Raw genomic sequence first — 20,096 nt, forward strand, 5'->3', positions numbered from 1 at the left:
TCACCCGCCCAGCAGACCCGCCGGGGCGAGCATCGTTCCCGGCACCCGCAGCTCACTGGCGGCGGCGCGCTCATCCGCTGCCCGGGGAGCGGGCTCTGCGCTGCCGCCGGACGGACTGGAGCCAAGCTGCTCCTGCAGGGCAAAAATTTTAGTGAAATAATCCAAAGCCTCATTTCCCTGCTTACCGCCGGACATTTCCTTAATGACATTGATCGGGTCATGCATCATCTGGTTCACGATGCTTTTGGTCAGCCGGCGGATCACCTTGCGCTGATGCTCATCCAGCTCGGGCAGCTTGTTGAACAGACTGTCCATCGTCTCTTCATAGATGCCGTTGGACTTGTCCTGGAGGGCACGGATGACCGGTCTGACGCCAAGCGTCTTCAGCCAGAGCTGGAATTCCTCCATCTCTGCGGCAATCATTACTTCAATCTTGGCCGCCTCGCTGCGGCGCATCTCCAGATTGCTCTCAACAATCCCTTCCAGATCATCGATATCGTAGAGGAACACATCCGGTACGCTGGCCGCAGCCGGGTCAATATCCCGGGGCACTGCAATATCAATCATGAACAGCGGCCGCGACGGGCGGCGCTTCATGCCTTCGGCAACCTGGGCAGCCGTCAGCACATAGCCATCCGCTCCCGTAGAGCTGATCACAATGTCCACCTCATCGAGCGACTTCAGCGCATCCTCAATCGTGCTGGGCCGGCCCGAGAATTTCTCGGCCAGCTCGGCGGCACGGGACCATGTGCGGTTCGCTACAATGACCTCCGCCGCGCCGCTGCTGTACAGATGCTTGACCGTCAGCTCGCTCATTTTGCCGGCGCCGAGAATGAGCACTCTTTTGCCGGTGAACATGCCGAAGATCCGCTTGCCCAGCTCCACAGCCGCATAGCTGACCGAGACCGCGCTCTCGCCGATGGAGGTCTCACTGTGAGCACGCTTCCCGAGCGTCACCGCCTGCTTGAACAGCCGGTTGAACCAGGTGCCGGTAGCTCCTTCAGCCTGAGCCGTCAGGAAGGCGCTGCGCACCTGTCCCAGAATCTGCGTCTCGCCGATCACCATCGAATCCAGGCCGCAGGTTACACGCATCAGGTGGGCAACCGCCTGCTCGTCTTCATATATATACATATGTTGTGCAAACACATCGCTTTTTACACCGAACCACTGCTCCATGTAGCTGCGGATGAAATAACCGCACATATGAAGGCGGTCCACGACCACATAAATTTCCGTCCGGTTACAGGTGGCGACAAGGACCCCTTCCAGAACGCTCTTCGTCTGCAGCAGCTGATGAAGTGCAGCCGGCAGATCCTTCTCGGCAAAAGCGAACTGTTCCCTCACCTCTACGGGAGCCGTACGGTAATTCAGGCCAACGACGACAATATGCATCGCTTGTTCACCATCCTAATCTCTATTCATTGGTGTAGGCACTGTTCCTTCTAATCAACAGATATAATTATCAATTTCACAGGATCTCAAAACGCTGTGTTAAGTATATCACATCAAAATACGGCTTTTTACAAAACCTTTGAACTATTTATGAATTGCAGATAATAATAATTATAAACAAGAACGGCCTAAATTTCTATAACTAAGCCCAGCCAATTTGCTTGTCTGCTTAAAATACAGTGTTCCCCGGATTTCTACTCATCTGTAACCGAATCTCCAAACTTCTTCCGCCAGTCAGCACAACACTCCCCTGCAGAGGAAATTACTGCGAAGTATATAACATATGTCATAATAAATAACGCAAATATGTATATTGACAGAGCATTGCAGCGATGGTAGCATGATAAAAACAATTTTAAGTCAAATTTAGTGACATTCAAATGAGTTTTCATAACTAAAAGTAACTAACGCAGTTCGAGCGTCATATTTTATCACAAAACAATAACTTCAACTCTTGTATAAGCCCGTTAATCCGGAATGGGCGTATCTACAGGCAACCGTAAATTGCCCCAGGCTACAAGAGGCCAGTCATATACTGGAGCATTCATGATGGACACACGGCCGCTGCGGGCCCGTTCTCCTGATGATGTATCCTGCATGGGCTGCGCCTCCTGGCCCTGGGGTTTTTTTATATCTATTTAATAGAAGGAGTGAGGGTAATGAGTGCATCTTATGCGCGGTTAACCGAATCAATCAGCCAGGCCAGAAATGTGAGGATCTACAAAAATAAAGATACCGCCTATGACTTCAAGCTCTATCCCTTCGGCGAACGCGGAACGTATATTGCCCCTGAGCTGATTCATGAGATCACCGATAGTCTGGCTGAAGCTGTCACCGGTCAATTCCCGGATTTCGACTACATCGTCTCCCCTGAGCCCGGCGGGCATACTTGGGGAATGCTGACGGCCTACAAGCTGATGAAGCCGATGAATATCCTGCGCCTCAGCACCGAGCTGTATGAGAATTACGAGATCAGTGTCAGACGGGAGACGGCTTACAATGAGAATTACATTTATTTTGACGGCTTCTCCGCCGGAGACCGTGTGCTGCTGCTGGATGATGTGATCAGCTCCGGGGCGACGATCCGCTGCATTGCCGGGCAACTGTCCATTATGGGTATCGAGCTTGTCGGGGTGCAGGCCATCCTGGCCAAAGGCGGGCATTACCGGCAGCTCGAAGCTGACATCGGTGTACCTATCCGGGTTCTTTCTAATGTATAAGGGGGGAGTGACAAGCAATGGCTTACTATTATGAGCAGCCTTCAAGAACCTTCAGCGAGTTCCTGCTGGTGCCCGGCCTGACGACCAGGGATTGCGTTCCGGGCAATGTAGATCTCAGAACCCCCGTCACCAAGTTCCGCCAGGGGGAGACGCCTGCGCTGACCATGAACCTCCCCGTGACCTCTGCCGTGATGCAGGCCGTATCCGACCACAATATGGCGATTGCTCTGGCCAAAAGCGGCGGCATCTCCTTCATCTACGGCTCCCAGTCTATCGGGCAGCAGGCAGAGATGGTCCGCCGGGTCAAGAAGTTCAAGGCCGGATTCGTGCTCAGCGATTCCAATCTGCGGCCCGAGGACACCCTCCAGGATGTCTTGACACTAAAAGCGAACACCGGCCACTCCACCATCGCCATCACGGACAACGGAGAGCCGACCGGCAAGCTGATGGGCATCGTCACCAGCCGCGATTACCGCGAGAACCGGCTGCCGCCGGACTGCCCGATTACTGAATTCATGACTCCTTTGTCCTCGCTGATCTATGCCCCTGAAGGGACTACCCTGACCGAAGCCAACGATCTTATCTGGGACCATAAGCTGAACTGCCTGCCGATTGTGAATGCCAGCGGCCATCTGGTACATCTTGTCTTCCGCAAGGACTATGACAGCCATCAGGAGTACCCGCTGGAGCTGCATGACAGCAACAAGCAGCTGATTGTTGGGGCAGGCATCAACTCCCGCGACTATAAGGAGCGCGTACCGGCGCTGGTGGAGGCCGGGGCAGATGTCCTGTGCATCGACTCCTCTGACGGCTATTCGGAATGGCAGGCGGAGACCCTCCGCTATATTAAGGAGACCTACGGGGAGAAGGTCAAGGTTGGCGCTGGCAATGTCGTTGACAAGGAGGGCTTCCTGTATCTTGCCGAGGCCGGAGCGGACTTTATCAAGGTCGGCATTGGCGGCGGCTCCATCTGCATCACGCGGGAGCAGAAGGGCATCGGCCGCGGCCAGGCTTCCTCCGTGATTGAAGTGGCTGCGGCCCGCCAGGAATATTTTGAGCAGACCGGCATGTACATCCCCATCTGCTCTGACGGCGGGATTGTCCATGATTACCACATCGTGCTGGCGCTGGCGATGGGCGCAGACTTCGTGATGCTCGGGCGCTACTTCGCAAGGTTCGATGAGAGTCCGGGACGCAAGCTGCTGGTCGGCGGGAACTTCGTGAAGGAGTACTGGGGGGAAGGCTCCAGCCGGGCCCGCAACTGGCAGCGGTATGACTTCGGCAATGATGACAAGAAGAGCAAGCTTGAATTCGAGGAGGGGGTTGACTCCTTCATTCCTTATGCCGGCCGGCTGAAGGACAATCTGGATATCAGCATCAGCAAAATCAAATCCACCATGTGCAACTGCGGCGCTCTGACCATCCCGGAGCTGCAACAAAAGGCGAAGATTACCTTGGTCTCCTCCACAACGATCTTTGAAGGAGGCGCCCATGATGTTATGCTTAAGGAAAAGGACAGATCATCCTCCTGATCCGTCCTGCACCATAAGGAGCGTCAACAATGACAGAAATTACTAAGGTTCTGGTAAGCAAAGAACAGCTTCAGCAGCGCGTAAAGGAGCTGGGCGCGGAGATCTCGCGTGACTACGCAGGGAAGGAACTGGTGCTGGTCGGCATTCTGAAGGGCGGCGCGGTATTTATGTCTGACCTGATGCGCGAGATTACTTTTCCGGTGGGAGTCGACTATATGTCCGTGTCCAGCTACGGCGCCAGCTCCACCTCCTCCGGCGTCATTACGATCAAGAAGGATATCGACCTGGATATCCGCGGCAAGCATGTTCTGCTCGTTGAGGACCTGATCGACACCGGCCTGACCCTTCAGCATCTGAAGGAGCTGTTCGCCCTGCGCGAAGCGGCCAGCGTGCGGATCTGCACCATCCTCAGCAAGCCTTCCCGCCGACTGGTCGATGTCCCGATTGACTACAGCGGGATCGATATTCCCGACGAATTCGTCGTCGGCTATGGACTGGATTATGCCGAGCAGTACCGCAACCTGCCGGAGGTCTGGATTGTGAAGACCGGGGAATAATGCCTTCCGCTTCCGTACCATCCGTCTAATCCCTATTCTCTCACTTGCCATGCCCTCCCCTTAGCCTACGCAAAAAGCACCCTTGCGGGTGCTTCGTGTGCAGGCTATTTGCTTGCGCTTTTTCTTGCCTTGGGCCTCTTACGCATTCCGCCGGTATACCGGCGCACCCAGCGGCGAGCTGCCTGCGCCTCCATCTACAGCGATATCTGCGCCCTGGATATAAGACGAATCATCAGAGGCCAGGAACAGCGCCACTCTGGCCACTTCCTCCGGCTCCCCGGCACGGCCCAGCGGAATCGACAGCGACATGCCTGCTTCTGCCTGCTTCCAGTGCTCCATCGCTGCCTGTCCCCAGATCGGTGTCCGGGTTACACCGGGCGCGATATTGTTGACCCGGATGCCCAGCGGCGACAGCTCGGAGGCCAGCACCTTGGTCATGCTGCTGACCGCCCCTTTGCTCGCGGCATAAGCCGCATTGCCGGGTCTTCCGGCCTTGGCCAGCACCGAGCCGGTCAGAATGACCGAAGCCCCTGCCTTCAGGTGGGGAAGGGCTGCCTGCACGGTGAAGAAGACACCGGTCACATTGACGCGCAGCACTTCCTCGAAGGCAGCCAGCTCTGTGCCGCCAAGCGGTGTCGAGCCGGCGATGCCTGCATTCGCGTAGACGACATCCAGTCTGCCGAACGCTTCTATGGCTGTATTAACAGCCTGTACAGCGCTGCCTGGATCTGCCACATTGCCCTGGACCGCACGGGCCTGCTCCGCGCCCAGCTCCGTCAGCGCCGCCTGCAACGATACCGGATTGCGGCCGGTAATGACCACCTTAGCTCCTTCAGCCACGAACAATTTCGCCGCCGCTAACCCGATCCCGCTGTTCCCCCCTGTAATCAGAGCAACCTTCCCGTCAAGCTTCCCCATCGTTAACACTCCTCCACTTGTAATGTTCGTCTAATGTTCGTCTAACGCCCGTCTGCAGAACTGCTCCGCCAGACTATTTCGAGACCGTTCGTTCTAATATTGTCAAAAAAAATAATTCCTTGATATTTGCCATCTTAGCACATTTGAGAACGAACGGTAAAGTATTATTTTTATGCTTACTCAGAGGTTCGCCAGTGCCGCACATATGCTACACACCTTCATGCTTACACATTGTATTCGGTTTTTCACACACATTAGCCCCTCTTCGGTCACACTTGCACATTGTATTCGCTTTTTCGATTACATTTGGCCCACACCCCACCAGCCGACGTAATGTAGTCGCTTTTTCGATTACATTTGGTCCGCACAGCACCACCCCGCGGAATGTGATCGGTTTTTCGATTACATTTGGTCCGCACACCACCGCCCAGCGTAATGTGATCGCTTTTTCGATTACATTTGGTCCGCACAGCACCACCCTGCGGAATGTGATCGGTTTTTCGATAACATCCGTCCACTTACCCTTGCCCACACACCCCCTTCCGGCCAAATATGTTCGTTTTTCCGCATACAACCGCCCCGCGCCCCTCCCGCCTGCAAATACACGCACAAAGCGGCGGACCCGCAAAGCTTGGTGCTCTGCAGATCCGCCGCTTCATTTTCCATAAGCTACGGTACTCTTGTTGCTTACTCTCGGTGAAATCCTACGCTTCCCCTATTCCTTAATAAGGAACCTTGAACATGTAACGGCGGTGCTCCAGCGGGTGCTTGCGGGCTGCGGCTAGCTCAACGGCATAGACACGCAGGATAAAATTCAGTGCAAGCGGGGCCAGGAAGCCCTTCATCTCTTCGTCTACGCCGGCCCAGTCCAGCTCTTTGGCGTCGAGTACGAGGAACTTCTCTCCATGCTCCTTCAGGAACTTCAGGGCGCGTTCTTCCATCGGACGGGTGTCGTCCAGGCCCATCAGCAGGATGAACGGCATTTTTTTGTCGAGAATCTCGAAAGGTCCGTGGAAGAATTCACCGGCGTGAATCGCATGGGAGTTGATCCATTGCATCTCCATCAGGATACAGATGGCGAACGAGTAGGCGATGCCGTAATTAGAACCGCTGGCCATGGTGTAGATCACGGACTCGTCTTTGTACTCGGCGGCGAATTCTTTGGCTGGAGCGGTGTAGTTCGTCTTGATCGACTTCATGACAGCGTCCAGATGCGGCAGGCTGTTCAGCAATTGCTCATACTTCTTGTTGCCTTCCTTAACATACAGCAGACCCATCGTCAGGCGGTACAGGATCGCGTAGTTGGCGATTTCCGGGTGCGGGTCCAGCTCGCCTGGAGGCGCCCAGCTATAGTTCACAATGTAGTCGGACTCATCAGCCAGCGGCGCAGTTTCCACATACATCAGCGAGACGGTCAGCGCGCCTTTGCCCTTGGCGAATTTGGCTGCTTCGGTGGTCTCCGGCGTCTTGCCCTTGTGGGAGCAGAGGATGACCAGTGAATTCTCGCCGAGACTTGCCGGATTGCGGTAGATGAACTCATTGGAGTTATATACCTCGGCTGTGATGGAAGCAGATTCTTGGTCGATGAGATATTTGCTCGGGTACATCAGGGCGGAGGAGCCGCCGCAGGCTACCAGGAATACGCGGTTAATCGTTCTTGTTTTGTAGGCCTCCAGAATCTGGTCCACTTGATCTTTCGCAGTTTGCAGTACGTTTGCTACACTCATGAATAAGTCCTCCTAGTTTTAACTTGTTATATGTTGTCTTATATATTCTTATACATTTTTTGATGCAAAAAGTCAAGTCCTTTTCTTGCGGACAACATGTCCGTCTCCCATCCACTCCGCATCAAACACCGTCTACTCCCCAATCACCTGAATATACACCTTACGGCTCTTGGGCCCGTCAAATTCCGCCAGATAGACATCCTGCGCATCGCCGGAGATCATCTGCCCGTCTTGGACCACGAACAGGCAGCTGTTGCCGGAGATCATCGATTTCAGATGCGAAGGAGAGTTGCTGCCCGTAGCCCCGTAAGAAGGGAGGAAGTGGGCATGGGCATACGGGAAGTCTTTTGGCGCTAGGCGCTCCAGCAGCTCCTCGATATCGGTCTCCACGCACTCCAGACCTTCGTTAATCATGATGCCGGTTGTCGTATGCGCAGAGATCACCGCAGCAAGCCCGTTCTGCACGCCGCACTCCGCTATAAAAGCACGGATTTCCTCCGTAATCTTGATCATTTGGAACTCTGCCTGCGACCGGATGACAAGCGTCTTTAATTTAACCATGGCCGATCATTCCCCCTTTCTCCCAGGAAGACCTGGGCGTTGCCGCCGAGAATCTTCTCCAGCGTCTTAGGTCTGAATTCCATCGCCTTCAGTGCCGGCAGCAGCCTTTTAGCTTTGAAGCGGGGGCTGTTCGTGCCGAACATTACCTTATCGTTCAGATTGCGTTCGATCCACAGGGGACCCATGTTCGTTTTGAACACCTGCTTGTAGAAATCCAGGGCGTTATCCATATGGAGCAGTGAAGTGTCCGTGAACACATTCGGATATTTCAGCAGCAGCATCACCGTGTCATGGACCCAGGGCCAGCCGAAATGGGCGAGGCACATGCGCAGATCCGGGTATGCAATTGCAACCTCCTCGAAATGCAGCGGGTGCGAATATTTGGCCGGGGCATCCGGCTCCCAGCTCATCCCGGCATGGAACAGGATAGGTCTGTTGTACTTCAGGCACAGCTCATAGAGCGGCTTCATGAACTCATCCTGAGGATAGAACTTCTGCTTGGACGGATGCAGCTTCAGCCCCTTCAGCCCCAGGTCACGGAAGACATGCTCCAGAACCTCAGCAGCATCGCTGCGGTGCGGGTCAACACTGGCGAAGCCAATGAACCGGTCCGGGGCGAGATCAACAATCTGCTTCACATCCTCATTGGTCACAATCCAGCCGCCGCTCTGTGTCGTGAGGTCAAGAGGGAGCAGGATGGAGCGGTCAATGCCGTTATAGTCCATTTCCTGCAGCACAGATTCAAGGGGACTGGGAGATTGCTTGAAGATGCCGAACTGCTCTTTGCGGTAATTAAGTACCTCTTTGTCTTCACTGATTGCCTTATACAAAATCGGGTGGGTATGCACATCAATAATCAACGGTTCTTCCGCCTTTCCTCCGGCCTGAAGTGGCCGGTTAATAGGGTTCAAAGCTGGATATGACCTCTGCCGCCGTTCTTGCACCTTGCTTCAGGGACTCCTGGATCGTCCAGCCGCTGAGCTGCCCGTACATGAAGCCTGCGCAGAAGGAATCGCCTGCACCGACCGTGTTGACCACTTCAGCCGGCACGATGCCTTCCCGGTAGAAGCGCTCGCCGTCAAAGGCTACACTGCCTGCCTCGCCCAAGGTCACGACCACGATACGCGGACCCAGCGAGTGCGCCCAGCGGATAAACGCTTCCATTTTGTCGTCCTCTTGAACATAAGAGAAGAAGGCATAATCGGTATCGGGCAGGATTGGCCCGGCGATCTCGCGGCTCGTCCGCGTAGAGAAGTCATAGATCACCTGGATGCCGCGGCTGCGGAGACCTGCCAGATGGTGGTCAATCCGGCCTGACAGATTCGTATGGATCGCCTGATGTCCGGTGATGAAGTCCACATCGGCTGCGGTTAAGCTGAAGCTGCCCATTACGCCCTCGACCTTCTCCTTATGCACTCTGTCGTTGCCGTTCAGATCCATGCGGAAGATAGCGGTCTGCCCTTCTTCCTGTGTATGCATGTGCGAGACATCAACCCGTTCCTCACGAAGCTTGTCTATCATCAGAGTTCCATAGGAATCGCCGCCCACTACGCTGACCATAGACGCTTCTGCACCTAACCGGCTCATGTGAATGACGAAATCGACGCTGTTCCCCGTCGGATATAACCGGTTCAAGTTCTCATATACGTCAATACAACAGAAGCCCACACCTGCAACCCGCATATTGTCCCCCCATTCTTAGTAAGACAGCATAAGAAATAAGATTGTATATGTTGTCATATTATAATGTATACCATCTAGGCGATAGCAAGTCAATGAAAACGACAATGTAAATATTTTCAGACACTAATAATCCCGTTCCGCTTCAGCTTGTACAGACTGAAGCAGAACGGGATTATGAAATGTTCTCCGGTACAAATTAATTGTCATGTAATGCCTAGTACAGGGTCAGAGTTAATATTATGAATATGGCCGAGATCGCACCTTAACGAGCCAGCGTCTCATTCACCCAACAGTCTTTCGTATGCTGTAGGCGCCGGAACAATAGTAACTGTATTTTGTACAATAGAATGCTGCAAAAAAAGCTTTGAAATAGAATCTAATGTAATTTGAATGTAAGAGTAACACTGCTGAGGTTCATTCTTACAGTCGTAAATCTGATGCTGTACTAGTCTTGACCGCGCTTGCCGGTGTTGATCGTGAAGATCACCTTGCTGGCCAGATAGACCGACTGCGAATAATGAAGCCGCCGGTCCTGATCGTCATAGGTAATCTTGTCAATCTGATAGAGCGGGGTCCCCCGGTCACAATGGAACAGCCGGCACTCAAACTCTGTAGCCAGAATGACCTCAAGCGTCTTCTCGGAATACGTGGGCTCGATATCGTAACGCTTCTTCATGATCTGGTACGTGGAGGGCGACTCGCCGATAAACTTCTCGAACTCCGGCATCAGGCCCAGGTGGAAATAAGAGTGCTCGATGATAAACGGCTCATTGTCAATGAACAGCAGCCGCTGCAGCTTCAGCACCGGGTCGCCGGGCTTGATGCGGAAGGTCTCCGCCAGCTTCTCATCGGCTGTAATCACCATATTGGACAGAATCTGTGCGCTCGGTGTCTTCCCGGAGGCCATAGTCATGTCGGAAAAGCTGCCGACCGAGATCAGCTCCCGCTTCTCCTTCAGCTCACGTACATAGCTGCCTTTGCCCTGCTGGCTGTGCAGCACCCCCTCCTCCACCAGATCGGTGATGGCCCGGCGTACCGTAATCCGGCTGACACCGTAGGTACTGCCGATCTCAGCTTCCGGGGGCAGCTTCTGGCCCGGTTTATAGACGCCTCGTTGAATGTCCTCTTTAATGACCTGCTTCAATTGCAGGTAGAGCGGACTTTGACTGGATACATTTAATTTCATCTGCGGCTCCTTTTATGTCTTGATCCTCTATCATGTCATATGTTGTTATATATATTGTTCGTTAATTGTTATCATAGTAACATACACTGCACAATAAGAAAATAAAAACAGAAGCCACAACAAACAACCCGAAGTTTTCGAGTTGTTAGATGAATAATAAAGCTAGATGCCGCGGCAGGCGGAAGCAGGCAGTAACCCGCCAATCCGTCGTAAAGCCTAATTCTCTCTTACAGCTTCCAGAGCTTGCGCGCTCTCGCCTGCACATCCGCCAGCTCAGACTCCGACAGCTCGCAGTATTCGCTATTGTCATTCGAGGTATTGGCATGCTGTACGTAAGCAAGCTTGGCATCCTTTTCGACAATGGTATAGAACCAGGTGTTCTTCGGAATATTGTACACTTTTCCCGGCTCCATCTCGGTCAGCTCAATATCGAACTTGCCGTCCTTGCGCTCTGCCGCCAGCAGAATGCTCCGGCCGTGGATCGGAATGAACTGCTCATCGGTCTCCAGATGCACCTCCAGCCGGTGCAGACCGTCAATGTCATTATCCGGCTTCCAGTTCTTGATGCAGACGAGCCATTCCTCATTCTTGTAGACCGTCTGAATGCCTACACCTTCATATTCATAAATATCCGCTTTCATCTTAACTATCTTCCCCCTTCATTATAGATGATTCTTCCTGCTACAGCCGCTGCTTGAACCAGGCCAGGGAATCCCGCATCGCCTGCTCAGGCTCCAGCACATATCTCCGGTCCAGCAGCTCCAGACCCAGATACCCCTTGTATCCGCAATCCTGTAATGCCTGAAGTGCCTCTTCCATCGGCAGCTTACCTTCTCCGGGAACAAGATGGCCGCCGGGGTTGCCGTCCACGAAATGCACATAGGTCATATTGCTGCCCAGATCCCGGATGAAGTCATGGATCGTGTCTTTGCCGGTTGTCGCCATCACATCCGTATCCGCCAGCCCCTTCAGGTTCGGACTGCCCACTTCCTCAATCATTCTGGCAATATGCGCTGCCGAATTGAACACATGGGTCGAGAATGAGGTGAACGCTTCGAGCGGCAGCTTCACGCCCTCCCGTTCGGCGGTTTTACAGATCTCCCCAAGCGATTCCCTGATCCATTTCCACATCTCCTGATCATCCGCATCCAGATAAGCCAGACCCGTAGTCACCAGCATCTGGTCGCAATCCAGCTCCACCGCCGCTTCAATATGCCGCTGGAAGAACTCGACGCTGGCCTTGCGGTATGCCGGGTCGGGATGGCTGATGCTGATCGGATAGACGCTCTGCTCAGGTGTGAAGCAGATCACCTTCAGCCCGCGGTCTCTAATCTTCTGCTTCAGGTCCCGAACCATCTGCGGTGTGTAATAGTCCAGGTGGAAGTGGGGGCCTGACGCCCACAGCTCAATGTTCTTGAAGCCCAGCCGGGCAGCAGAGTCCAGGAAATACTCCAGGGAATACCGTTTGTAATGAAAATTAGCGGCAGCGACCTGATCTAGCTGTATCATAGTTGTCTAACTCCTCCTTGTGACTGATAATGTTCATTTCATGTCTTAATGGGCTCCCAATTATATAAGGAAGCTTCCCAGAAGCGTTGCCGTCACGACAGATATAACAATGTTGATCATACCCGGCGTCATGAAGCTGTGATTCAGCACATATTTGCCGATCTTGGTGGTGCCTGCGGTATCGAAGGAAATTGCGGCCAGACACTGGGCTGACACCGGCAGGAAGAAGTTCGCGTTAACCGCCATCCAGGCTCCGATAATGATATAGGTCGGCAGATTAAGCGCAATGGCAATCGGAATCATAATCAGCGTGGTTGCGCCTTGGCTAGTCGTAAGCGCGGCAACAATGAACATAATGACTGCGAGCATCCAAGGCTGGCTATTTACGATAGAAGCAACATGCTCTTGAATGAACTCCGTCTGTCCGCCGATGAACGTGCTGCTCATCCAGGCCAGACCGAACGCACAGACCATAGCCAGAGCCCCCGCCCGGAAAATAGAGCCGTTCAGAATCGACTCGATCTGCGGCTTGCAGACGATAATAATCAGGGAAGCGCAGACGAGCATCACAATTTCAATCGTATGGGCCATCGACAGAACCGTGGTCGTACCGTCTACAGTCCAGGACGGGCGCAGCTCACTGAACAAACCAAGCACTACAATCGACAGTACGCCGAGCAGGAACAGAATAACTGCGGCCCGCGCGCCTTTGGACGCCGCTTGCGGCTCTTGCTTCTCCTGCTGCTTGGACGGAGCAGGTTCGCCCAGCCCTTCATCCATCAGACCTTCAGCCAGCCTGCGCTGATATTCGGGATCATCCGCCAGTTCCTTGCCTTTGCGGATGGTCAGGAGAGCGCTTGCAATGACCCCGAGCAGTGTGGACGGAATAGCGATGATCAGAATGGTACCGAGGTCCACGCCGAACGGTGCCATAAGACCCAGCATGGCAGCGGTCGCCGCCGATACCGGCGAGCAGGTGATGGCCTGCTGCGATGCAATAATACTGTTGGAGATCGGACGTTCCGGCCGGATGCCGCTGTCGATTGCCAGCTTGTTGATAATCGGCAGCAGACTATAGACAACATGCCCTGTACCGGACAGGAAGGTGAACAGCCAGCAGATCACCGGAGCGACAATAGTGACATTCTTCGGCGACCTGTGCAGCATTTTCTCCGCTACATGGACCAGGAAATTCAGACCGCCCGAAGACTGGAGCGCCGAGGCGGCCAGCACGACGGCCAGGATGATAAGCATAACGTCCACAGGAGGCGAAGAAGGCTGCACCTTGAACAGGAAGACGAAGATCGCCACACCCACGCCGCCCAACAGTCCCATGAACACATCTCCGACTCTGGCACCAAAGAAAATAAGCAGGAAGATAATTAATAGTTCAAACCAGAACATAGAAAGTCCCCTTTTATGTTTGTACTGAGTTGCCAATTCTCTGCCGCTCTTCTGTATTTACGTGGCGGCCTCAATTTGAACACGCTTACAAATCTCCCGCAGGAGGCAGAGGCCCCCCCGGTCTGTCAGACCAGCGGGGTGCCGAATCCAAACGCTCCGTTAACCCGGCAGATTTCGGCTGCAAACTCCGCTCCCTTACTCATGCTTGCCTGAATCCGTTCAAGAAGCGCATCCTCCCGGCTGAAGTCGATCCGTTGCTCCGGGGAATTCATAATCAGCTCCACCAGAAAAGCAGTGATATAAGAATCTCCCGCGCCCATAGTGTCTATAGCATCCGTGGTGACGGCGCTCTGATACAACCAGTGATTGCCGAGCAGCGCGTAAGACCCGTCTTCACCTACCGTACCGACCACGATTCGGGCACCAAGATTCTGCGCCTTGCGCATCTCCCGCTCCCGCTCTTCAGCCGTCAGATGGCTGCAGGACAGAAACGCGATATCGATATACGGGCATACCTGCTGCAGGTAATCATCGTTCCAGCGAACGGAGAAATCATAAGAGACGGGCACACCGCTCTTCCGCAGCACTGGCAAATCCTGCTCGATGTAACTGTTCAGGCTTGTGTGGATCACCGCAAATTGCTTCATATATTCCAGATCCGGCTCGGTGAAATTCCAGGGCTGCTCCTTGGCAATCCCGCCTTTGTTGGACCCTAGGAACACGCGGTCTCCCTCCTCCAGGGTAACCCGTGCATATCCGTTCTCGCCCTCGAAGCTGCGGCAGGCGCTGCGGTCAATGCCCAGCTCGTCGATCACCTGCCGGATATACCGGGCGACCTCATCGCTGCCGAATTTTCCCAGGTAAGCAGACGCTACACCACGCATGGTGGCATAAGCACAGAAATTCAAGGCATTGCCGCCAGGATACATCATTCCCTGATGGACATATTTATCGACGACATTGTCGCCGATGCCGATTACTTTAAATGAGTTCATTTGCATATCCCCTCTAAAAAACTGCTCAATTCTATTGCACAGCTATTTCATCCAAGCTTCTGCATGTATACGCTTTAAATTTTCACCTGATTTGTTTCATAGCTGCTACCCACTCTCCTCTCTGGTATGATACATTATTAGGTGTACACCCAACATCAGTAATTGTATTGGAATGTTATGTTGATATACTAACACAAAGTAATACATGAAGCAAGAGAGGGCTTTCATTTTTTTAGAGCGGATTGTTATAATATAGAAAACTATCATTGATATCATATGCTGGAGGTAAATACATGCTTGACCATTCCGAGTCATCGCCATTATACAAACAGCTTCAGGAGAAGATTCTGGACAACATTCATAACGGCACCCTGAAGCCGGGGGATAAGCTGCCCACCGAGCTTGAGCTGAGCGAGTCCAACCAGGTTAGCCGCGTAACGGTTCGTGCCGCACTCGACGCGCTGACCTCTGAGGGTTATCTGGTACGTATTCCGGGCAAGGGTACTTTCATTACCAAAGACAAGATCAAGAAGAATGTGGCCGAGACGATCGGCTTCAGCGATACATGCCGGCTGCAGAACAAGGTTCCGGGTGCCAAAGTAATCAAATGTATCATTGAGGACGCTACGCTGCTGGATCAGGAGCATCTGGACCTGAAGTCCGGCGACAAGGTGATCAGCATTGAGCGCATCCGTTATGCAGACGGCATTCCTATCTCGGTGGAATATTCACGGTTTCCTTCAGCCTATTCCTTCCTGCTGAATGAGGATCTGAACGACAAGTCTCTGTATGAGATCTTAAGAACCAAATACAAGGTCACCTTCGGCCACGCCCGCAAATATATCGTCATGGAATACGCCACCTTTGATGTAGCTACCTACCTGAATATCAAAGAAGGCCATCCGCTGCTGAGCATCAAGAGCACGGTATCCAGTCCGGACGGGAGTAAGATCCACCGCTCCAAGCAGCTGATTCTGGGCGACAAGTTCGAGCTGATTGTATAACAATAGGCACAGCAAAAAGGAGCTGTCCCAGAAGCCATGAACCGGCTGCTTGGGATAGCTCTTTATGCTGGAGTAGATTCAGCGTGAGCACTTGAGGGAGGGGGACGCTTCGCAACAGAACGTTGTTCCCATCGATGATATTACCTGCGCATCAGCAAAATGTATGCTGTTTTCCGCATACATTCAGGCCTCACGCTGACGCGCCAGCAAATGTATGCGGTTTTTCGCATACATAATTCCCACAATAAAAAGGGCTGTCACTTTTGGGACGGCCCCTTTTTATTGTTATATCAGCTGCTGCTTACTGTCCCGCTGTCTCCAAAGAGAATTTCGGCGTCCAGTTAGCACCTGCGTCCTTGGTGGAATACAGGGTAGAGCCGTTCAACCCCTTCACCGCCAGCCAGCCGTGATTGGAATCGGTGAACGAGATTCTTCCCTCGAAGCCGGGGATTGTAGGCTGATTCTTCCAGGTCTTCCCGTTGTCCTTGGTAAGTCCTACGCCTACCTCTTCCGCAGCAGGCTGGTAACCAACCAGAACCGCCGTGTCGCCGGTCAGCACCAGATTGCCGGGTGTTCCAGCCGCCGGGCCTTTCTTCACCTTAGCCGGGCCGCTTCCGGGAGCCGGGCCGCCGCCTGCGGTCTCCTGGGCAATGATCCGGGTCCAATTCGCTCCAGAGCTACTGCTGCCGTACAACGAATAAGACGTCTGCGACATACCGGCTCCGCCGTAGAATAACGCGTATACCTGATTGCCCTCGGCATAGAGCTGTGCATATCCGGCCTCAGGAGCGGACGCGCTTAGCTTCCGGTTCCAGCTCTTCCCGCCGTCAGCGGTATGCATCACCCGGTAGCCGCTGCCCGGTACAACAACCGCAGCCCAGCCGTTATTCCGGCTGGTGAACTCCGCGCCTCGGGTATTGGCCGGCGTCTGGACCAGGCTCCAGCTCTCCCCGCCATCCCGGGTGTAGTAGGTGGAGGCGCGGCTATAGCCGAAGCCTACGCTGCCATCCAGAAATTCCACCCGCTCGAAGGTGACCGGCTTGTTCATCAGCCGCGTCCAGGTAGAGCCGCCGTCATTCGTCCGAAGCAGATAGACGGCCTGGCCGTCATCCACCGTTGCCAGCGCCCAGCCATGCACATTGTCAGGGAACTCGATCTGCCGGAAATTCCACTGTCCGGTATAGATCTGCTGGAAATGGCAGCCGCCGTCCGAGGTTCCGATCAGGAAGCCGTTCCCGGCGGCCCGTCCTGTATTGGCGTTCAGGAAGTCCACATCCGCGATGCTGAGCGGCGCAGCGTCAGTACCGCTATGCGCCTTCTGCAGCTGCTGAAGAAGCCCATGGTCGCCGCTGCCGCAGGCTGGATCCGCCGCGGCCTCCGCAGGAGAACCCGCCCCCCAGCCGGGCAAGGTGATAAGAATGATAGTAAGAAACGCTGTGACTGTCTGCTGTAATCTGCTCTTCCAATTCATCGGTGACACCTCCTGAATATATATTTACCCTCTCTACAGGGCATTACTCTCCTACACCTCAACACTCTGCGTCAGAATGCAATATTGCAAATCAAGCTCCCGCTGCACCGACCGCAGTACCGCCTGCGGGGAAGCCTCCCAGACATAGGTATCCTGCTTGAGATAGTGGAGCACCGTCTTGCAGCTATGATCGAAGCTGTTCATCTGGTACGGATGCTGCTGGTCCTCCAGATCCAGGCGTACCCGGGTTACGAGGTTCATGTAATCCTCGATGAGCGCAGCCTTGGCCAGGGTATGGACCCGGGTCGCTTCATCCCACATATAGATGCTGTCTTTAAGGGTCTCCGAGGCATTCTCCACCCGGACCAGCCGTGAGTTCATGCCAAGCAGCCATTCGATCCGCTCGCTGATCTCCAGATAATTCAGTTTGATTGTATAACCTTCACTCACAGGTATCCCCCTCTCCAGACAGTGCTATTAACAATACACCGCAAGCCCCGGAAAGTATATAAGAAAAGGTACAAAACTGTAACTAATTTTGCAGTTAAAATCTCCTAATCCGGTTTAATAATAAGTAACATCATTATTACAAGCACAGCGCATTCGAGGGGGAAGTGAACCATATGATTAAACAGGATATCCAGCACGCACTTCTCTCCAACCTGTGGCAGCGCGTTCACTTAATCAGCGGGGAAACCTACAGCGGTGTATGCACCATCGACCACCACGCGGACGCGCTCCAGATCGAAACGAAGAAGGGGAATTTCACCGTTCCTTATTGGACCATCAAGCGCCTGGTTTAACAAAAAGACCTCAGCTTCCACAGCGTGGAGCATGAGGTCTTATTTCTCGCTGAAACGGGTGCCGTCCTTAAAGGACGGCATAGCCGTTTCCACTTGGTTACAGCACGGGATTCGGCACAAGGCTGCCGCCCCGGCACTGCTTCAGATAATTCAGCGCGTGGACCTGGCCGGTCATCTCCAGCTCATCCCGGTAGACCGGATCATGCCAGCCTTCAATATCGATGGTGCCCTGATAGCCGCCCTGGCGGAGAATAGTGATAATATCCGTCCAGTTCGTATCCCCGAAGCCCGGCGTCCGGTCCCAGACATAAGACCTCGGACCATGAATTCCGTACTCCTTGATGATATCCCAGGCGATGGTCGCATCCTTGCCGTGCACATGGAAGATCTTACCGGTCCACTTGCGCAGCTGCGGAACCGGGTCAATCAGCGCAGTCATCTGGTGGGCAGGCTCCCATTCCAGGCCCAGATTATCGGCCGGAACGCTGTTGAACATTTGCTCCCAGGCTGTAGGATTATGGGCAATATTCCAGTCGCCCTGCTGCCAGCTGCCGCCCATCGCACAGTTCTCAAAAGCGATCCGCAGCCCCTTGTCCGCAGCCCGCTTCGACAGCTCCCCGAACACCTCGGCGAACCGCGGAAGCGATTCGTCAATGGATGAGCCGGGCAGCCGCCCGGTGAAGCCGCTGACGATATCCGTGCCGAACAGGTGGGCATGCTCGATCAGCTGCTCCCAGCCTGCCAGAGTCGCCTCGCTCCCCTCGCTGCCGCCAAGCGGATTGCCGTAGATTCCGACAGCGGAGATCACGAAGCCATGCTCGGCCGCAAGCTCGCGGACCCGTGCCGCCGTCTCCACCAGATCCGTCTCTCCAAGGGTCTGCCAGAAGTTCAACTGAAACGATTCAAAGCCGTGCTGTACAATCTGCGGAATGGTCTTGACGGCTTCACCGCCAGGGACCAGCGTGCCAATTCTGAGTGTATCCTGCATCCTTGTTACCAGCTCCAATTCATATATAGTCAGCGTCCTGGTGTTAACGGCCCTTGATCATTTTGCAGGAGCCCCGCTTCAGCAAGACCGCATCATAGACAATATGCTGATGGGCGGTCCGGTTCGCGATCAGATCGAACAGCACGCCTACACTGGACAGCGCCATTTCCGTGCCCGGCTGGCTGATCGTATCCAGCGCCGGGTGATAATACTCAGCCATCTCAATCCCGTCGAACCCGATAATGGAGATATCGTCCGGAATCGACAAGCCTGCGGTCAGCACTGCCTTGGCCGCACCGATGGCGATGGTGTCAGCTGCCGAGAAGATCGCGGTCACGCTCCGGTCCCGGTTAAGCAGCCTGCGCGCAGCATTGAAGCCCGAGCTGGGACTGTATTCACAATCTTCTACAAGTCCTGCGTTGTAAGGCAGATTATGCTCTTCCAGGGCCATCTTGTATCCGAGAAGCCGCCGGCTGCCTGTCGTATCCTCCAGCATAGGGGATTTGGCGAGGAAGCCGATGCTTTTATGTCCAAGAGAAATGAGATAAGAGGTTGCCTTGTAGGCTTCCTTAGATTCGTCAATAGTTACACTGGAGAAAATCGACGGGTCCACTTCCTGCGAGGTGGTAATCGTCGTGAGTACGAACGGAACCGTAAGCTGCTTGAATTTCTCTTCGGAATGATTATAGGTACCGCCCATGAAAATAATCCCGCTAAGGTTCTTCTCCTTCACCAGCTGAATGGCCGCATTGATCTCATCCGTTCCGTCCTCCACCTGATGGATGAGAAACGGATAACCGCGCAGATTCACCTGGCGTTCAATTTCTTTGATCATAATGGAGAAGAACGGGTTCGTGATCCCTTTGACCATGAGTGCAATATTTTTGGATTGCGTGGTTTTCAGATTGCGCGCGTTGGAATTGGGAATATAATTGTATTCCTTGACGACACTCAGAACCTTCTCCCGGGTCGCATCGCTCACCAGGCCTTTATTATTGATGACTCTGGATACAGTCGAGATTCCGACACCTGACAGCCTTGCGATATCCTTAATGTTTACATCCACACTACTCCCCCATTTACAAG

The 20,096-nt window shown here is 53.8% G+C and carries 20 protein-coding genes and 1 riboswitch; of the genes, 5 read left to right on the forward strand and 15 right to left on the reverse strand.

Annotated features, from left to right (window positions below; all coding sequences use genetic code 11):
* The gene (hemA, locus tag MHI24_RS09460; protein ID WP_340025375.1) at positions 1-1,392 is read right to left on the reverse strand and encodes a glutamyl-tRNA reductase; all 1,392 of its coding nucleotides are present in this window, start codon (positions 1,390-1,392) and stop codon (positions 1-3) included.
* Positions 1,393-1,886: 494 nt separating this feature from the next.
* Positions 1,887-1,989, forward strand: a riboswitch (purine riboswitch).
* Positions 1,990-2,111: 122 nt separating this feature from the next.
* Between hemA and MHI24_RS09465 the strand changes: the two genes are divergently transcribed.
* The 3 genes from MHI24_RS09465 to hpt are packed head-to-tail and all read left to right on the forward strand — an operon-like array spanning position 2,112 to position 4,761.
* Positions 2,112-2,672, forward strand: coding sequence for a phosphoribosyltransferase (locus MHI24_RS09465; protein ID WP_340025376.1), 561 nt, complete (start codon positions 2,112-2,114; stop codon positions 2,670-2,672).
* A gap of 17 nt (positions 2,673-2,689) precedes the next feature.
* Positions 2,690-4,204 carry an IMP dehydrogenase gene (locus MHI24_RS09470; protein ID WP_340025377.1) on the forward strand — a complete coding sequence of 505 codons (1,515 nt, stop codon included), beginning with the start codon at positions 2,690-2,692 and terminating at the stop codon, positions 4,202-4,204.
* A 29-nt stretch (positions 4,205-4,233) separates the two neighbouring features.
* The gene (gene hpt, locus MHI24_RS09475) at positions 4,234-4,761 is read left to right on the forward strand and encodes a hypoxanthine phosphoribosyltransferase (RefSeq protein WP_340025378.1); all 528 of its coding nucleotides are present in this window, start codon (positions 4,234-4,236) and stop codon (positions 4,759-4,761) included.
* A gap of 138 nt (positions 4,762-4,899) precedes the next feature.
* Here the strand turns inward: hpt and MHI24_RS09480 are convergent, their stop codons facing one another.
* The 10 genes from MHI24_RS09480 to MHI24_RS09525 form a co-directional block, all read right to left on the reverse strand.
* The gene (locus tag MHI24_RS09480) at positions 4,900-5,679 is read right to left on the reverse strand and encodes a glucose 1-dehydrogenase (protein ID WP_340025379.1); all 780 of its coding nucleotides are present in this window, start codon (positions 5,677-5,679) and stop codon (positions 4,900-4,902) included.
* Between the two features lie 722 nt (positions 5,680-6,401).
* The gene (locus tag MHI24_RS09485; RefSeq protein ID WP_340025380.1) at positions 6,402-7,406 is read right to left on the reverse strand and encodes an SIS domain-containing protein; all 1,005 of its coding nucleotides are present in this window, start codon (positions 7,404-7,406) and stop codon (positions 6,402-6,404) included.
* Positions 7,407-7,538: 132 nt separating this feature from the next.
* Complete coding sequence (locus MHI24_RS09490) at positions 7,539-7,967, reverse strand: secondary thiamine-phosphate synthase enzyme YjbQ (RefSeq protein ID WP_340025381.1); 429 nt, start codon at positions 7,965-7,967, stop codon at positions 7,539-7,541.
* Positions 7,955-8,827: an amidohydrolase family protein gene (locus MHI24_RS09495; protein ID WP_340025382.1), complete on the reverse strand. Its 873-nt coding sequence runs from the start codon at positions 8,825-8,827 to the stop codon at positions 7,955-7,957. Before MHI24_RS09495 ends, MHI24_RS09490 begins: the two co-directional genes overlap by 13 nt.
* Before the next feature lie 37 nt (positions 8,828-8,864).
* Complete coding sequence (frlD, locus tag MHI24_RS09500) at positions 8,865-9,650, reverse strand: fructoselysine 6-kinase (RefSeq protein WP_340025383.1); 786 nt, start codon at positions 9,648-9,650, stop codon at positions 8,865-8,867.
* 445 nt (positions 9,651-10,095) lie between these two features.
* A complete protein-coding gene (locus MHI24_RS09505) occupies positions 10,096-10,836 on the reverse strand; it encodes a UTRA domain-containing protein (RefSeq protein ID WP_340025384.1) in 741 nt (246 codons plus the stop codon).
* A gap of 227 nt (positions 10,837-11,063) precedes the next feature.
* On the reverse strand, positions 11,064-11,477 hold the full coding sequence (locus tag MHI24_RS09510) for a cupin (RefSeq protein WP_340025385.1): 414 nt from the start codon (positions 11,475-11,477) through the stop codon (positions 11,064-11,066).
* Between the two features lie 40 nt (positions 11,478-11,517).
* The gene (locus tag MHI24_RS09515) at positions 11,518-12,345 is read right to left on the reverse strand and encodes a sugar phosphate isomerase/epimerase family protein (RefSeq protein ID WP_340025386.1); all 828 of its coding nucleotides are present in this window, start codon (positions 12,343-12,345) and stop codon (positions 11,518-11,520) included.
* Between the two features lie 60 nt (positions 12,346-12,405).
* A complete protein-coding gene (locus tag MHI24_RS09520) occupies positions 12,406-13,749 on the reverse strand; it encodes an anaerobic C4-dicarboxylate transporter (RefSeq protein WP_340025387.1) in 1,344 nt (447 codons plus the stop codon).
* A gap of 125 nt (positions 13,750-13,874) precedes the next feature.
* Entirely contained in the window at positions 13,875-14,744 is an 870-nt protein-coding gene (locus MHI24_RS09525; RefSeq protein ID WP_340025388.1) for a fructoselysine 6-kinase, read from the reverse strand.
* Between the two features lie 293 nt (positions 14,745-15,037).
* Between MHI24_RS09525 and MHI24_RS09530 the strand changes: the two genes are divergently transcribed.
* Positions 15,038-15,748 carry a GntR family transcriptional regulator gene (locus MHI24_RS09530; protein WP_340025389.1) on the forward strand — a complete coding sequence of 237 codons (711 nt, stop codon included), beginning with the start codon at positions 15,038-15,040 and terminating at the stop codon, positions 15,746-15,748.
* 301 nt (positions 15,749-16,049) lie between these two features.
* Here the strand turns inward: MHI24_RS09530 and MHI24_RS09535 are convergent, their stop codons facing one another.
* Positions 16,050-17,219: a hypothetical protein gene (locus MHI24_RS09535; RefSeq protein ID WP_340025390.1), complete on the reverse strand. Its 1,170-nt coding sequence runs from the start codon at positions 17,217-17,219 to the stop codon at positions 16,050-16,052.
* A 51-nt stretch (positions 17,220-17,270) separates the two neighbouring features.
* Positions 17,271-17,669 carry a hypothetical protein gene (locus MHI24_RS09540; RefSeq protein WP_340025391.1) on the reverse strand — a complete coding sequence of 133 codons (399 nt, stop codon included), beginning with the start codon at positions 17,667-17,669 and terminating at the stop codon, positions 17,271-17,273.
* 173 nt (positions 17,670-17,842) lie between these two features.
* Between MHI24_RS09540 and MHI24_RS09545 the strand changes: the two genes are divergently transcribed.
* Complete coding sequence (locus MHI24_RS09545) at positions 17,843-18,022, forward strand: hypothetical protein (RefSeq protein WP_340025392.1); 180 nt, start codon at positions 17,843-17,845, stop codon at positions 18,020-18,022.
* 97 nt (positions 18,023-18,119) lie between these two features.
* On the opposite strand, the gene MHI24_RS09550 is transcribed toward MHI24_RS09545, so the two are convergent.
* Both MHI24_RS09550 and MHI24_RS09555 read right to left on the reverse strand, forming a co-directional pair.
* Positions 18,120-19,010 (reverse strand): sugar phosphate isomerase/epimerase, encoded by an 891-nt coding sequence (locus MHI24_RS09550; protein ID WP_340025393.1) that lies wholly within the window; start codon positions 19,008-19,010, stop codon positions 18,120-18,122.
* A 43-nt stretch (positions 19,011-19,053) separates the two neighbouring features.
* Entirely contained in the window at positions 19,054-20,076 is a 1,023-nt protein-coding gene (locus MHI24_RS09555) for a LacI family DNA-binding transcriptional regulator (RefSeq protein ID WP_340025394.1), read from the reverse strand.
* Positions 20,077-20,096: the final 20 nt, after the last annotated feature.

The sequence above is a fragment of the Paenibacillus sp. FSL K6-1096 genome, from assembly GCF_037977055.1.
Classification (GTDB): domain Bacteria; phylum Bacillota; class Bacilli; order Paenibacillales; family Paenibacillaceae; genus Paenibacillus_AQ.